The organism is Streptomyces sp. NPDC059917, from assembly GCF_042730635.1.
Classification (GTDB): Bacteria; Actinomycetota; Actinomycetes; order Streptomycetales; family Streptomycetaceae; genus Streptomyces.
In genome coordinates this window covers 47,984-61,329 of record NZ_JBHWLC010000053.1, presented here as the reverse complement: position 1 = coordinate 61,329, position 13,346 = coordinate 47,984, and the positions used below count along the sequence as shown (strand labels likewise).

The 13,346-nt window shown below is 74.4% G+C and carries 14 protein-coding genes and 1 pseudogene; 11 read left to right on the top strand and 4 right to left on the bottom strand.

Going from position 1 to position 13,346, the window contains the following annotated elements; genetic code table 11:
• Window positions 1-123 (top strand): annotated as a pseudogene (locus ACFWAR_RS27045) (MerR family transcriptional regulator); the annotation flags it as partial.
• A 72-nt stretch (window positions 124-195) separates the two neighbouring features.
• On the opposite strand, the gene ACFWAR_RS27040 reads toward ACFWAR_RS27045, so the two are convergent.
• The 4 genes from ACFWAR_RS27040 to ACFWAR_RS27025 form a co-directional block, all read right to left on the bottom strand.
• A complete protein-coding gene (locus ACFWAR_RS27040; protein ID WP_385782200.1) occupies window positions 196-894 on the bottom strand; it encodes a response regulator in 699 nt (232 codons plus the stop codon).
• Window positions 891-2,072 carry a sensor histidine kinase gene (locus tag ACFWAR_RS27035; protein WP_385782197.1) on the bottom strand — a complete coding sequence of 394 codons (1,182 nt, stop codon included), beginning with the start codon at window positions 2,070-2,072 and terminating at the stop codon, window positions 891-893. The genes ACFWAR_RS27040 and ACFWAR_RS27035 overlap by 4 nt, the downstream gene beginning before the upstream one ends.
• A 19-nt stretch (window positions 2,073-2,091) precedes the next feature.
• The gene (locus tag ACFWAR_RS27030) at window positions 2,092-4,242 is read right to left on the bottom strand and encodes an MMPL family transporter (RefSeq protein ID WP_385782193.1); all 2,151 of its coding nucleotides are present in this window, start codon (window positions 4,240-4,242) and stop codon (window positions 2,092-2,094) included.
• 185 nt (window positions 4,243-4,427) lie between these two features.
• Window positions 4,428-4,829, bottom strand: coding sequence for a winged helix-turn-helix transcriptional regulator (locus ACFWAR_RS27025; protein ID WP_385782190.1), 402 nt, complete (start codon window positions 4,827-4,829; stop codon window positions 4,428-4,430).
• Between the two features lie 83 nt (window positions 4,830-4,912).
• Between ACFWAR_RS27025 and ACFWAR_RS27020 the strand changes: the two genes are divergently transcribed.
• From ACFWAR_RS27020 to ACFWAR_RS26975, 10 genes are all read left to right on the top strand, one after another.
• Window positions 4,913-5,851 (top strand): NAD(P)-dependent oxidoreductase, encoded by a 939-nt coding sequence (locus ACFWAR_RS27020; RefSeq protein WP_385782187.1) that lies wholly within the window; start codon window positions 4,913-4,915, stop codon window positions 5,849-5,851.
• 71 nt (window positions 5,852-5,922) lie between these two features.
• The gene (locus ACFWAR_RS27015) at window positions 5,923-6,375 is read left to right on the top strand and encodes a DUF5990 family protein (protein ID WP_385782184.1); all 453 of its coding nucleotides are present in this window, start codon (window positions 5,923-5,925) and stop codon (window positions 6,373-6,375) included.
• Between the two features lie 79 nt (window positions 6,376-6,454).
• A complete protein-coding gene (locus ACFWAR_RS27010) occupies window positions 6,455-6,727 on the top strand; it encodes a hypothetical protein (protein ID WP_385782181.1) in 273 nt (90 codons plus the stop codon).
• A gap of 42 nt (window positions 6,728-6,769) precedes the next feature.
• The gene (locus ACFWAR_RS27005) at window positions 6,770-7,291 is read left to right on the top strand and encodes a MarR family winged helix-turn-helix transcriptional regulator (RefSeq protein ID WP_385782178.1); all 522 of its coding nucleotides are present in this window, start codon (window positions 6,770-6,772) and stop codon (window positions 7,289-7,291) included.
• A gap of 129 nt (window positions 7,292-7,420) precedes the next feature.
• Entirely contained in the window at window positions 7,421-7,960 is a 540-nt protein-coding gene (locus tag ACFWAR_RS27000) for a hypothetical protein (protein ID WP_385782175.1), read from the top strand.
• Window positions 7,957-8,886 (top strand): NmrA family NAD(P)-binding protein, encoded by a 930-nt coding sequence (locus ACFWAR_RS26995; protein WP_385782172.1) that lies wholly within the window; start codon window positions 7,957-7,959, stop codon window positions 8,884-8,886. The genes ACFWAR_RS27000 and ACFWAR_RS26995 overlap by 4 nt, the downstream gene beginning before the upstream one ends.
• A 50-nt stretch (window positions 8,887-8,936) precedes the next feature.
• Window positions 8,937-9,881, top strand: coding sequence for an RNA polymerase sigma factor SigJ (sigJ, locus tag ACFWAR_RS26990; RefSeq protein WP_385782169.1), 945 nt, complete (start codon window positions 8,937-8,939; stop codon window positions 9,879-9,881).
• Between the two features lie 122 nt (window positions 9,882-10,003).
• Entirely contained in the window at window positions 10,004-11,233 is a 1,230-nt protein-coding gene (locus ACFWAR_RS26985) for an NAD(P)/FAD-dependent oxidoreductase (RefSeq protein ID WP_385782166.1), read from the top strand.
• Window positions 11,234-11,416: 183 nt separating this feature from the next.
• Window positions 11,417-12,394, top strand: coding sequence for an ATP-binding cassette domain-containing protein (locus ACFWAR_RS26980; protein WP_385782163.1), 978 nt, complete (start codon window positions 11,417-11,419; stop codon window positions 12,392-12,394).
• 49 nt (window positions 12,395-12,443) lie between these two features.
• Window positions 12,444-13,289, top strand: a complete 846-nt coding sequence (locus tag ACFWAR_RS26975; RefSeq protein WP_385782160.1) for an ABC transporter permease — start codon at window positions 12,444-12,446, stop codon at window positions 13,287-13,289.
• Window positions 13,290-13,346 lie beyond the last annotated feature (57 nt).

The following is a 13,346-nucleotide window of genomic DNA, read 5'->3' as shown; positions in this document are numbered from 1 at the left end:
GGCACCCCCATCGAGGCCGCCTGCCGCATCATCATCCTCGAGGACCAGCTCGAAGAGGCCCAGCGCATCAACGCCGAATACCGCCGCGCCGCCGAGTCGTCCGACCCGCCGGCCTCGGCCTGAGGTGAGCGGGCCCCGGCACCGCCACCGACCGGGCCGTCGGCGCCGCCACCCGCTCGGCCGGGCAGGACGGGCTCACGGCGCGTGGTCGCCCGCCACCACGAGGCCCGATTCGTAGGCCACGATCACGAGCTGCGCCCGGTCGCGGATCCCCAACTTCCCCATGATCCGGCTCACATGGGTCTTCGCGGTGAGGGGGCTCAGGGCCAGCGCGTCGGCGATCTCCATGTTGTTGAGGCCCCTGGCCACGAGGGTGAGGACCTCCCGCTCCCGGTCGGAGAGCGGGTCGAGGGCGGCGGGGGTCGGCGCGGGACCCGGGGCGCGCAGGACCCGGGCGATCAGCCGGGCCGTCGGGCCCGGTGAAAGGAGCGCCTCGCCACCGGCGACCGTGCGGATGGCGGCCAGGAGTTCGGCCGGCCGGGTGTCCTTCACGAGGAAGCCGGCGGCCCCGGACCGCAGCGCCTCGACCACGTTCTCGTCGGTGTCGTACGTCGTGAGGACCAGGACCTTCACCCCGGCCAGGTCCTCGTCGGAGGCGATCAGCCGCGTCGCCTCGATGCCGTCGGTGCCCGGCATCCGGATGTCCATCACGACGACGTCGGCCCGCTCGGTGCGGGCCAGTTCCACGGCCTCGCGCCCGTTGCCGGCCTGTCCGACGACCGCCATGTCGGGTGCCGATTCGACGAGCATCGCGAAGGCCGCGCGGACGAGCGTCTGGTCGTCGGCGAGCAGCACCCGGATGGCGCGGTCCCGAGCGTCCGGCGGTGTGGTCATGCGGACGCCTCCGGGGCGCGGGGTGGGAGCGGCAGGCTCGCCGCCACTTCGAAGCCGCCGCCGCGGCGGGGGCCCGTCCGGACGGTGCCGCCCACGCTACGGGCCCGCTCGCCCATGCCGACGATGCCGAAGCCGGGCGTGGTGGACCCCGCTCCCGGGCCCCGGCCGTCGTCGCCGACGGTGAGCCGCAGGGCGCCGTCCGCCGCCGTCACACGGACCCGGACGGTGGCGCCCGGCCCCGCGTGGCGGACCGCGTTGGTCAGCGACTCCTGGACGATGCGGTAGGCGGCGGCCCCCACGGTCGGCGGGACGTGGACCCCGTCGGTGTCCAGGATCAGTTCCGCCGCGGCCGTACGGACCAGATCGGGCAGCCCCGCCAGGTCCGGCAGCGGCCCGCGCTCGTCGGCGCGCAGGACGGTCAAGGTGGTGCGGAGCTCCGTACGGGCCTCGCGGCAGGTGTCGGCGATGGACTCCAGCGCCTCGGCGATCGCCGCCCGGTCGAGCCGGTCCGGATCCACGGCCAGGACGTGGGCGGCGACCGAGGTGCGGACACCGATCAGCGTGATGCTGTGGGCCAGCAGGTCGTGCAGGTCGCGCGCGATCCGCAGGCGCTCCTCCGCGATCTTGCGGTCGTTGGCCTGTTCGGCCCGGGTGCTCTCCTCGGCGAGGTACGTGCGGTAGTTGCGGACGGCGACGCCGAGCACGAGGGCCGCCACCAACCAGCCGGAGGTGCGCAGCACGTCCAGGACGTGGTGCACGCCGTTGGCCGACATGGCGCTCACCGCGAAGCCCACGACGCACACGCCGACCGCCACCGTCCGGCGGACCGTACCGGTGGCGGCCACGGTGTACAGGGCGACCATCGCGACCGGTACGGGGGCGGCGTGGGCGTTGCCGAGCAGTTGGTACGCGGCGACGCAGGCGACGGCCGCGACCACCACCCCGAGCGGACGGCGCCGCCGCCACACCAGGAGCAGGGCGGAGCAGCCGAGCAGGGCCCACCCGAGCGCGTCCGGTCGCAGCGCGGTGTCGGCGTACGCGACGGCCCCGCAGAGCAGGGCGACACCGGCCGCGATCACCGCGTCGTTCCGCGTGGGGTGCGCGGCCGACAGGGGGTCCTGGTGCAGGGCGCGCAGGACGCGCTCGGCCGCGCTCGGGGGGTCGCTCACTTCTGCCACCCGGACATCCTCGCCCTCGTCATCGGTCGCCGACCAGTTCCAGCGCGGGTCCCGCACCGGGGACCGGGGCGCCGGGGGACCGGCCCGGCCACCACATCGCGCGGCCGAGCAGCACACTGGCGCTGGTCACCAGGTACGTGCGGACGAGGAAGGTGTCCAGGACCACCCCGACCGCGACCACCGTGCCCAGCTCCACGAACATCACCAGCGGCAGCGAGGCGAGCACCGCGAAGGTCGCCGCCAGGACGATGCCGGCCGAGGCGATCACCGCGCCGGTGGTGCGCAGCGCGGTCAGCGCGGCCTGCCCCGGATCGGCCCCGGCCCGGGTCTCCTCGCGGGTGCGGTGCATCAGGAAGATGCCGTAGTCGACGCCGAGGGCGACCAGGAAGACGAAGGTCAGCAGGGGCAGCCCCGGGTCGACGCCGGTGAATCCGAACACCGGGCCGAAGAGCAGGCCGCCGATCCCCAGCGCCGCCCCCCACACCAGCACGACGGCGGTGACCAGGAGCAGCGGGGCGACGAGGCTGCGCAGCAGCAGGACGAGGACGAGCAGCACCGAGGCGAGGACGAGGGGGATGACGACCAGGCGGTCGCGGGCGTTGGCCGCGGCCAGGTCGATCTGCTGGGCGCTCGCGCCGCCCACGTGCGCGCCGTCGAGTTCGGCCCGCAGCCGGTCGATGGCGGCGCTCTCCCCCGCGGACCCCGGCGGGGCCCCGGTGGTGACGGCGATCTCGGTCCAGCCGCCGCCTTCGCGGCCCTTCGCCGCGCTCGCGACGCCTTCGACGGACCTCGCCCCGGCGAGGATCCGGTCTGCCGCTCCGGTGGGCGCCATGACCTCGACGGGTCGGCTGCTGCGGTCCGGGAAGGCCTCGGCCAGCGTGCCCATGGCGGTGATCGACTCGGGCTTGTCGGTGAAACCGTCCTCCTTCTTGAGCGCCCCGGGCAGGTTGAACGCACCGAGCGCCAGCGCGCCGAGCAGCACGATTCCCGTCACGAGCACGGCGCCGGGCCGCTTGCCCGCCGAACTCCCCATCGCGGCGAAGACGCCCGGTCCGCGCCGCGCGGGTGCGCTGCCGTACGCGGGGATCAGCGGCCAGAACACCCGCCGCCCGAGCAGCACCAGGAGCGCCGGCAACAGCGTCAACATCGCGACCAGCGCGCACAGGACGCCCACCGCGCCCACCGGGCCGAGGCCGCGGAGGTTGTTGAGGTCCGCGGCGAGCAGGCAGGCCAGCCCCGCCACGACCGTTCCGCAGGAGGCCAGCACCGCCGGCCCGCACCCGCGCAGCGCGGTGCGCATGGCGTCGCGCGGCCGGGGGGTGCGGCGCAGTTCGTCGCGGTAGCGGGCGACGAGCAGCAGCGCGTAGTCGGTGCCCGCGCCGAAGACCAGGACCGTCATGATCCCGGCGCTCTGGCTGGTCACGGTGAGCCCGAAGCCCGAGGCGAGCCCGTAGACGACGGCCCGCGCGCAGACCGCGCCCGCCCCGACCACCAGCAGCGGCACCAGCCAGAGGACCGGGCTGCGGTAGGTGAGGACGAGGAGCAGGGCCACGACCAGGCCGGTCGCCAGCATCAGCGTCCCGTCGATGGAGCCGAACACCTCCTTGGCGTCGACTTCCGCGGCGCCTTCGCCGCCGACCGCCGCGCTCAGCCCGCCACTCCCGCGCACGTGCTCCCGCACGGCCTCGACGAAGGCCTTCTTCGCCGCGTCGTCCGTGCCGGGCGCGGTCGTGGACAGCGCGTACATCAGCGTGGCGCCGTCCGCGGACGGAACGCCGGGTCCGCGCGGGACCGCGCCGAAGTCCCGGGGATCCTTCGACCCGGCGAGCGCCACGGGGGCCCCGGCGGGCCGCGCGGCCGTCGTCCCCGCCGGGACCGTGACCTCCTCGACCTGCCGTTCGGCGGCGGCCCGGTCGGCGGCGGTCAGCCCGCCGTCGCGGTGGTAGACGAGCAGGAGGCCGGTCACCTCGCCGCCGGGCAGCTTCTCCTGGAGCCGGGCCACCTGTGTCGAGTCGGCTCCCGACGGCAGATAGTCCGCCGTCCCGTCGCGCTGGGCGTCGCCGAGCGTGCCCGCGAACGGCCCGGCGACGGCGAGCGCGATCACCCACAGCACCAGGACGCCCCACGGAATCGCCCTGCGGTACCGCTGTGTTCGCTCTGTATGCCCCATCTCGGGCCCCCACCTGGACTCGGCCCGGTGGCCCCGATGGCCCGCCCGGTTGGCTCCAGCGTCCCGCCCCCGACGGGCCGTTCCCTCACACCGGCGCAGGAGATCGCCCGTACTCCCCCGGGCGTCCCGGGCCCTCCCGTACTCCCCCGGGAGGAGCCGCCAGCGGGACCCGCACGGTCGGGTGCCTACCCGTGCGGGGCGACCTCGGCCGCCTCGACCGCCTCGGTCACGTCGGTCACGTCGGTCACCTCGGTGCCTTCGCGGCGCACCCGGTCGGCCCCCCAGGCGCCGAGCGGTCCGAGCGCCCGGTTGAGGGTGTGCCCGTGCTCGGTCAGGGAGTACTCCACCCGTGGCGGCACCTCGGCATAGACCTTCCGGTGCACCAGGCCGTCCTCTTCCATCTCGCGCAGGTGCTGCGTCAGCATCTTCTCGCTCACGCCGGGCAGACCGCGGCGGAGCTGGGCGAAGCGGCGTACGGAGTGGGCGTCGAGTTCCCAGAGGATCAGCCCCTTCCACTTGCCGCTCACCACGTCGAGCGCGGCGTCGATGCCGCAGATGTACGGCCCGCGCCTCGGTGCCTTGGCCACCGCTGATCCCCTTACTGAAAGGTAAGTACCGAAGTAATTAGTGGGTACTTCCGAGCGTAGTCGCGCTCTTCGAGCATGGGGGAGTGAACGAACAGCAGCGGCAACACGAGCAGCAGCAACGACACCAACAGCACGACGACACGCGGCAGAAGAGCGCCGTCACCGTGATCGGACTCGGCCCCATGGGCCGGGCCATGACCCGCGCCCTCCTCGCCGCCGGCCACCCGGTCACCGTCTGGAACCGCACCGCCGGCCGGGCCGACGGCGTCGTCGCCGAGGGGGCGGTGCTCGCGGCGACACCGGGCGAGGCGGTCGGGGCGAGCGACCTCGTGCTCCTCAGCCTCACGGACTACCCGGCGATGTACGACGTCCTCGACGGCGCCGCGGCGTCGCTCGCCGGGCGGACACTGGTCAACCTGAGCTCCGACACCCCCGACCGGACGCGCGCGGCGGCGTCCTGGGCCGCGGGCCACGGGGCCGCCTTCCTCACCGGTGGGGTCATGGTCCCGGCGCCGATGGTCGGCACGGAGGCGGGCTTCGTCTACTACAGCGGCCCCGCCGAGGTGCTGGAGAGCCATCGGGCGACCTTGGCGCTGCTCGGCTCGCCGAACCACCTGGGCGAGGATCCCGGCCTCGCCCAGATGATGTACCAGGCCCAACTCACCGTCTTCCTCAGCACCTTGTCCGCGTTGATGCACGCCACCGCGATGCTGGGCACCGCGGGGATGCCGGCGGCGCGGACGCTGCCGGAGCTGCTCTCCTTCACCGACTCGATCGGCGCCATGCTCAGGGCCGGTGAAGCGGCTCCCGGCGCCGCCCTGGACGCCGGAGAGCACCCCGGCGCCCTCAGCACGGTCACCATGATGGGCGCGACGTCCGACCACATCGTCGAAACCAGCACCTCGCTCGGCCTCGACCTCGCGCTCCCCCTGGCCGTCCAGGCCCACTACCGGCGCGCGATCGAGAACGGACACGGGGGCGACAACTGGACCCGCATCATCGACAGCATCCGAAAGCCCTGACGCCATCGCCCGCACGCCCGCGCCCCGCCGGGCTCCGCCGGGCTCGCCGGGCTTCGCGGGATGATGGGGCCATGCTGATCCGGATCGACGCCACTGATCTGCCGGGGCGCGACCTCGCCGCCGGGCCCGGCTTTCCCGGCCACGACGGCGTGCACGTCGCCGTCCAACGGCGCGGGCGTGCGGACGACCCGCTCGATCCGCAGCCCGGCGACGCCCCGTCGGCCACGTGGGTGTTGGAGTGCACCGCGACCCCCACCGGATCCGGCGCCGTCGACATCACGGGGCCGTACGTGCAGGGGCGGCCCGCCGAGCGGTTCGTCTACCTGACCTGGGGCACGGTGGACGCGGCCGGAGGCTTCACGATGTTCCGCCGGGCCAAGCTGATGCTCGGCGACGTCCCGCCGGACACCGTCGGGGCCGCGCTCGCCTCCGGGGTGCTGCGCGCCCGCCTCGGGCTCACCGACGGCAAGGGGCTGCCGCTCTGCGCCCGGGTGTCGCCCCCGCTCGTGGAGTGGTCGGCCTAGGCCGGGGGACGTATGGCCAGACGGGCGGTTCTCCGTCACGGTCGCGCGATGCCGTCGTTGCACCTATATGACTGATTCCATGGTGCAGATCCCGGCCGACTGGCTCTCCCGGGTGTTCCTCTCCCTGCGTCGCGGGACGTCCGAGGACGCCCACTCGCTCGCCGGAGAACTGCGGCCCTTCACCGAACGGCCCGGACAGCGGGTGCCGGTTCCGCGGGCGACGGTGCTGCGCACCGAGCGCGCCCTGCGCAAGGAGATCGAGAGCTCCACCGAACAAGCCCGCCGCACCGAGCTGTCGGAGCAGGCCGAACAGGCCGAGCATCTGGTCAGGACGCGGCCGGTGGGCCCGTAACCCTCCTTGACAGAGGTGATAGTTAGGCTCCATATTACTCCTATGGACGCACAGAGGGACCCGGCCGAGGAGATCCCGACACTGGATCAGGCCCGGCGCCAGATCCAGCACTACGGCCTCGATTCCGACCCCCAGGCCGTGCTGGTCGCCGTACGCCTCATGGCGGCCGGCGCCCGGCTCGGCCAGGCCAGCGAGGCGCACTTCTCCCGGTTCGGGCTGTCCACCGGTCGCTACCGGCTCCTCGCGGACCTGGAGGACAGCGAGGGCGAGAAGTCGCCCTCGCTCCTGGCCGCCAGCCTCGGCGTCTCCCGCGCGACGGTCAGCGGACTCGTCGACTCCCTGGAGAAGGACGGGCTCGCCCTGCGGCGCCCGTCCGCCGAGGACGGCCGCGGCGCGGTGGTCGTACTGACCGCGCGCGGCGCGCAGAAGCTGCGCGACCTGGCCCCGGACCACTTCCGCCGGCTCCAGGCGATGGTGGCCGACCTGAGCATCGAGGAGCGGACCGTCTTCCTCGACCTGCTCTCCCGGATCACCCGGGGCATCGGCGCCCTGACCGCCCAGTAGCCCGGGCCGGGCTCCGGCCCGGCCCGCACCCCTTCGCACGTCCCTTCGCACGTCCCTTCACACGTCCCTGCGGACGCGCAGGTCCGCAGGTTCGCAGGTTCGCACATCCATATAGTTAGGCACCTAATTATGAGGGATCGAAGAAGCCTTACGTCCGCCACCGCCACGTCCGCCACCACCACGCCCGCCCTCTGGCCCGACGTCCTGATCGCCTACGTCGCCCCCGCCCTGAGCGCCGGGGCCGGGGGGCTGCTCACGGGCCGGTCCGACCTGACCGTCGCCGCCCTCACCTCCATCGCGGGCACCTCGGCGCTCGTCGCCGCCCTCGCCGGGATCCGGCTCCGGCGCCGCGGCGTCCGCGCCCCCCGGGCCGCCGCCCCGTCGAAGGCCCTCCGGGCGCTGGGGGCCGGGCTGGTCGGGGCGGCCCTCGGGGCCGCGGCCGCACACCTCGCCGTCCGGGGCCTGGACGCGTGGCCCGCGCCGTTCCCGTCGGGCTCGGCGTGGCCCGGACGCCTGCGGCTGGACCTGCCGCTGTCCGCCGCGCTCGCCGCCGCCATCACCACCTGGCGCTGGTACGGAGCCCGACCCGCATCGGCCACGAAAGCCCCGCAGACCACGCAGACCCCGCAGATCGCGCAGATCGCGCAGACCAGGAAGGACACCGCATGATCGTCGTCATGGGAGCCACCGGAGCCACCGGGAGCGCACTCCTGCACCGCCTCACCGCACTCGGAGAACCCACCCGGGCACTGAGCCGCGACCCCGGACGGCTCCGCGCCGCACTCGCCCGCGCCGGACGCGACGCCGACCCGTCCCGGACACAGGTCGTGGCCGCCGACGCCGCCGACCCCGCCTCGCTGCGGGCCGCGTTCCACGGCGCCAGCCAGCTCTTCCTCACCATGGCCAACGGCCCCGCCCAGGTGGCCCTGGAGACCGACGCCATCGCCGCGGCCGCGGCGAGCGGGATCGAGCACGTCGTCAAGGTCTCCGCCCCCGGCGCCGACGGCCCCGACTCGCCCGTGGCGGTGGCCCGCGGGCACCACGCCATCGAGGCGGCCCTGCGGGAATCGGGGATGCGCCACACCGTGCTGCGCCCGTACGCGTTCATGCAGAAGCTGCTCCTGCTCGCCCCCGGGGTCGCCGCGGGCGGCGTCGTCGCCGGCGCCACGGCGGACGCGGCCTGCAACTACATCGACTGCCGCGACATCGCCGACGTGGCGGCGGCCGCGCTGACCCGCCCCGAGATCGCCGGGCACGCCTACACCCTCACCGGCGACCGGACCTACCGCCACACCCAGCTCACCGACCTGCTCACCGGCCTGCTGGACCGCCCCGTGCGCTACGTCGACCTGCCCGGCCCGGAGCTGCACCGCCACCTCACCACCACCGCCCGGATGCCCGACTGGCTCGCCTCCCACGTCGTCGAGATCCAGCACATGGCCACCACCCACCCCGAAGCCCCCGACGGCGCGGTCGCGCGCGTCCTCGGCCGACCGCCCCGGACCCTGGAGGCCTTCCTGCGCGAGCACCTCGACCTCTTCCGGTTCCGACCGGGCACGTCCCACGGCCCGCCGCGCCCCGCGGACCTGCCATAGAGCGGTGCCCGCACTGCCGCCGCGCCGCGAGGGGGCCTACGATCGCGGGCATGGCACTGATCGCGACTGACGTGGACCGGTTCGAGGCCGCCAGGCCCCGATTGGAGGCCATCGCCTACCGGATGCTCGGGTCGGCCGGCGAGGCGGAGGACGCCGTCCAGGAGACGTTCCTGCGCTGGCAGGCCGCCGACATCGGGCGGATCGAGGTGCCGGAGGCCTGGCTGACGAAGGTCCTCACCAACTACTGCCTCAACCAGCTGACTTCGGCCCGCGCCCGACGCGAGACCTACGTGGGGCAGTGGCTGCCCGAACCGCTGCTCAGCGGGGACCCGATGCTCGGCCCGGCCGACACCGCCGAGCAGCGGGAGTCCGTCTCGTACGCCGTGCTGGTCCTGTTGGAGCGCCTGTCGCCGAGCGAGCGGGCGGTGTACGTCCTGCGGGAGGCCTTCGACTACCCGCACCGGGAGGTCGCCGAGATCCTGGACATCACCGAGTCCGCCAGCCAGCAGACCTACCACCGGGCCAAGAAGCACGTCGCCGACGGCAAGGTGCGCACCGAGATCGACGAGGCCGCCGCCCTGCGCATCGTCGAGGAGTTCCTGGCCGCGGCGACCAGCGGTCGCACCGAGCCGCTCGTCCAGCTGCTCACCCAGAACGCCGTCGCGGTCGGCGACGGCGGCGGCAAGGTGCCGGCCCGCGCGAAGGCCTTCGAGGGCGCGCTCGCGGTCGCGACCTTCATGCGCGGCCTGTTCAAGCCCGGCAAGGCCAAGCGGGCCATCGCCGGCGGCATCCCCGAGGTCTACGCCACCACCGCCAACGGCGGGCCCGCCGTGATCGCCCTCGTCGACGGGCGGCTCATCGGGGTCGTCTGCCTGGAGGTCACTCCCGAGGGGATCGTCGCGATCCGCAGCCAGGTCAACCCCGACAAGCTCGTCCGCGCGGGCGCCCGGTGGGCCGCCGCGGGCCACGCGGAGCCCCCGCTCCTGACGCTCTGACCCCTCCGCGCCGCATGTGACCCAGGTCACGTGCGGCGCCTGTCAGGAATCGCGGGGCTGTCCGGTTCAAGGTGCGGAGCCACGCCGGACAACGGCGGACCCGCCCAGACAGGAGCACGGACATGGAGCACCGCATCGTCGTCCTCGGAGCCGGCTACACCGGTGCCGTCGTAGCCGGTCGTCTCGCCAAGCGACTGCACCGCGCGGACGTCCACATCACCCTCGTCAACCCCGAGCCCGACTTCGTCGAGCGCGTCCGGCTGCACCAGCTCGCGGCCGGCCAGGAGCTGCGGCCCCGGCCGTTCGAGGAGATGTTCGCGGGCACCGGAGTGAAACTGCGGCTCGCGCGGGTCACCGCCGTGGACGCGGACGCCAAGACGGTGACGCTCGCCCCCGCCCCGACCGGCGACCGGGGGGACCGGCCGCAGACCGGGCCGCGGACCGAGCTGGCGTACGACACCCTCGTCTACGCCCTCGGCAGCGGCTGGCACGACGGGGGCGTCCGCGGCGCCGCCGAGCACGCCCACGAGGTCTCCAGCCGTCCGGGCGCCCACCGGCTGCGCGAGCGGCTGGCCGCCCTGGCGGCGGGCGGGTCCGTGACCGTGGTCGGCGGCGGACTGACCGGGCTGGAGGCGGCGACCGAGTTCGCCGAGGCCCGCCCGGACCTCGACGTCCACCTCGCCGCCCGCGGCGTCCTCGGCGACTGGCTCTCGGAGAAGGGGCGCGCACACGTGCGCCGGGTGCTGGACGGACTCGGCGTCACGGTCCACGAGCACGCCTCGGTCGAGGCCGTGGAGGCCGACCGCGTCACGACCGGGGACGGCCGGACCGTCCCCGCCGACGTCACCGTCTGGACCACCGGATTCGCGGTCCACCCGATCGCCCGGGCCACCACCCTGGAACACACCGACAACGGGCAGATCGTCGTCGACTCCACGATGCGCTCGGTCTCCCACCCGGACGTCTACGCCGTGGGCGACGCGGCGATGGCGATGGGCCCCGGCGACAAGCCTCTGCGCATGTCCTGCGCCTCGGGCATCCCGATGGCCTGGCAGGCCGCCGACGCCCTCGCCGCCCGCCTCACCGGCGCGGAGGTCCCCGGCATCGGGATCCGCTACACGCAGCAGTGCGTCTCCCTCGGCCGGACGAACGGGCTGATCCAGTTCGTCACCGCCGACGACCGCGCGGTGGAGCGGGCCCTGACCGGCCGCACGGCCGCCCGCTACAAGGAGATGGTCTGCAAGGGCGCGGCCTGGAGCGTCGCCAACCCGACCCTGGGCCTGCCGACCCGGCGCCGCCGCGTCGCGCACCAGGAGACCCCGGACCGCGCACGCGCCGCGACCGCGGCCTGACCCCGCCCGGGTCGCCCGGCCCCGCCCGGCCCTCACCCGCCCCCTGACCTCGCCCGACAGCGCCCGCGCCCGCCTGACAGCGGGTGGCGGGCGCTGTCAGCGGGCTGTCCGGGGGCTGTCAGCGAGGGGCGGCATCGTCCGGGTCATCGAGAACGGCGATGACCCGACGAGGAGTTGTTGAGCATGGGATACGCGATCCGGGCCGAAGGACTGGTCAAGAAGTACGGGGACTTCACCGCCCTGGACGGCGTCGACCTGGAGGTTCCCGCGGGCAAGGTCGTCGGCGTCCTGGGACCCAACGGCGCGGGCAAGACCACCACGGTGCGCATCCTCGCCACCCTGGCCCGCCCCGACGCCGGGCACGCCAGCATCGGCGGGCACGACATCCTCAAGGACCCGGTACGGGTGCGGCAGTTGATCGGCCTCACCGGGCAGTACGCCTCCGTCGACGAGACCCTCTCCGGCGAGGAGAACCTGGTGCTCATCGGGCGGTTGCTCGGCCTGTCCCGGCGGGACGCGAAGGCGCGCGGCGCGGAGCTGCTGGAGAAGTTCTCCCTGACCGGGGCGGCCCGCAAGCCGATCGCCACCTTCTCCGGCGGCATGCGGCGGCGCCTCGACCTGGCCGCCTCCCTGGTCGGTCGGCCCCGGGTGCTCTTCCTGGACGAGCCCACCACCGGCCTGGACCCGCACGCCCGACAGGAGGTCTGGGACGTGGTGCGCCAGTTGGTCGCCGACGGTTCCACGGTGCTGCTCACCACGCAGTACCTGGAGGAGGCCGACCAGCTCGCCGACTCCATCACCGTCTTCGACCAGGGCCGCAAGGTCGCCGAAGGCCGCCCCGGCGAACTCAAGCGCCGCGTCGGCGGGCAGATCCTCCAGGTCCGGCCGAGCCTGCCCGCCGATCTGGGGCCGGTCGCGGGGATGCTCACCGAGCTGACCGGACACACCCCCGCGCAGGACTCGGGCGTGCTCACCGTGCCCGCCGACGACCCGCTGGTCGTCGCCGCGGTCGCCCGCCGCCTGGACGGCGCCGGCATCACCGCCGACGAACTCGGCCTGCGCCTGCCCAGCCTCGACGAGGTCTTCCTGGCGCTGACCGGACACGCGCCCACCGTCACCGCCAACCGGCCCGCCACCGACCGGCCCGCCGCGGCCGCCTGAGCCCCAGCCCCGACGTCCCGCGCAGACTCTCCCGAGAGGTCACCCGTTCATGAGCACCCAGTCCCTCAGCGCCCAGCCCCTCCCCACCCGCCCGCGCGGCGCCGACGCCGCCGCCCCGAGCCGGATCGGAGCCGCGCAGACCGTCCGGCACAGCCTCGCGCTCGCCGGTCGCGGCGTCACCAAGTTCCTGAAGTCGCCGATCCAGCTGGTCGACGTGGTCCTCACCCCGATCATCAGCCTGCTGATGTTCGTCTACCTCTTCGGGGACGCCATGTCCGGCGGTGACACCGATCGCTACCTGCGGCTCGTGGTCCCCGGCGTCATGGTCATGGCCGTCTTCCAGGCGAGCATCGGCATCGGCGCCTCGCTCTGCGCGGACGCCAGCACCGGGATCTTCGACCGGTTCCGCAGCATGCCGATCGCCCGCTCCAGCCCCCTGATCGGCGCCGTCCTGGCCGATGTCGTCCGGTACGTCCTGTGCCTGGCCACCGTGGCCGTCCTCGCCCTGGTCATGGGCTACCGCGTGCAGACCGGCCCGGTCGCCGTGCTGGCCGCGCTCGCCCTGCTCATCGGCTTCGCGCTCAGCTTCTCCTGGATCTCGGTCTACCTCGGCATGCTGATCAAGAACCCGGGGTCCGTGCAGGGCCTGATGACCGTCCTGATCCTGCCGCTCACCTTCGCCAGCAGCGTCTTCGTGCCCCGGGACGGCATGGCCGGATGGCTGCGCGCCTGGTCCGACGTCAACCCGGTCTCGCTGGTGGCGGACGCGGTGCGCGGCCTGCTGGGCGGCGGGCCGGTCGCCGACCCGCTGTTCGGCGCCTTCGCCTGGATGGCCGCCGTGGTCGTGGTCTTCTTCCCGCTGGCCGTGCGCGCCTACCGCAAGAACGCCGGATGAGCCGCGCGGACCGGGCTCCGGGCGGGCGCCGGTCCGCGTCACGAGCCCGATCGGGCG

Bases quoted from the DNA above. Each gene is read 5' to 3' on its own strand.
- ACFWAR_RS27040 (WP_385782200.1), bottom strand. From the start codon at position 894: ATGACCACACCGCCGGACGCTCGGGACCGCGCCATCCGGGTGCTGCTC.
- ACFWAR_RS27030 (WP_385782193.1), bottom strand. From the start codon at position 4,242: ATGGGGCATACAGAGCGAACACAGCGGTACCGCAGGGCGATTCCGTGG.
- ACFWAR_RS27015 (WP_385782184.1), top strand. From the start codon at position 5,923: ATGCTGATCCGGATCGACGCCACTGATCTGCCGGGGCGCGACCTCGCC.
- ACFWAR_RS27010 (WP_385782181.1), top strand. From the start codon at position 6,455: ATGGTGCAGATCCCGGCCGACTGGCTCTCCCGGGTGTTCCTCTCCCTG.
- ACFWAR_RS27005 (WP_385782178.1), top strand. From the start codon at position 6,770: ATGGACGCACAGAGGGACCCGGCCGAGGAGATCCCGACACTGGATCAG.
- ACFWAR_RS27000 (WP_385782175.1), top strand. From the start codon at position 7,421: ATGAGGGATCGAAGAAGCCTTACGTCCGCCACCGCCACGTCCGCCACC.
- ACFWAR_RS26995 (WP_385782172.1), top strand. From the start codon at position 7,957: ATGATCGTCGTCATGGGAGCCACCGGAGCCACCGGGAGCGCACTCCTG.
- sigJ (WP_385782169.1), top strand. From the start codon at position 8,937: ATGGCACTGATCGCGACTGACGTGGACCGGTTCGAGGCCGCCAGGCCC.
- ACFWAR_RS26985 (WP_385782166.1), top strand. From the start codon at position 10,004: ATGGAGCACCGCATCGTCGTCCTCGGAGCCGGCTACACCGGTGCCGTC.
- ACFWAR_RS26980 (WP_385782163.1), top strand. From the start codon at position 11,417: ATGGGATACGCGATCCGGGCCGAAGGACTGGTCAAGAAGTACGGGGAC.
- ACFWAR_RS26975 (WP_385782160.1), top strand. From the start codon at position 12,444: ATGAGCACCCAGTCCCTCAGCGCCCAGCCCCTCCCCACCCGCCCGCGC.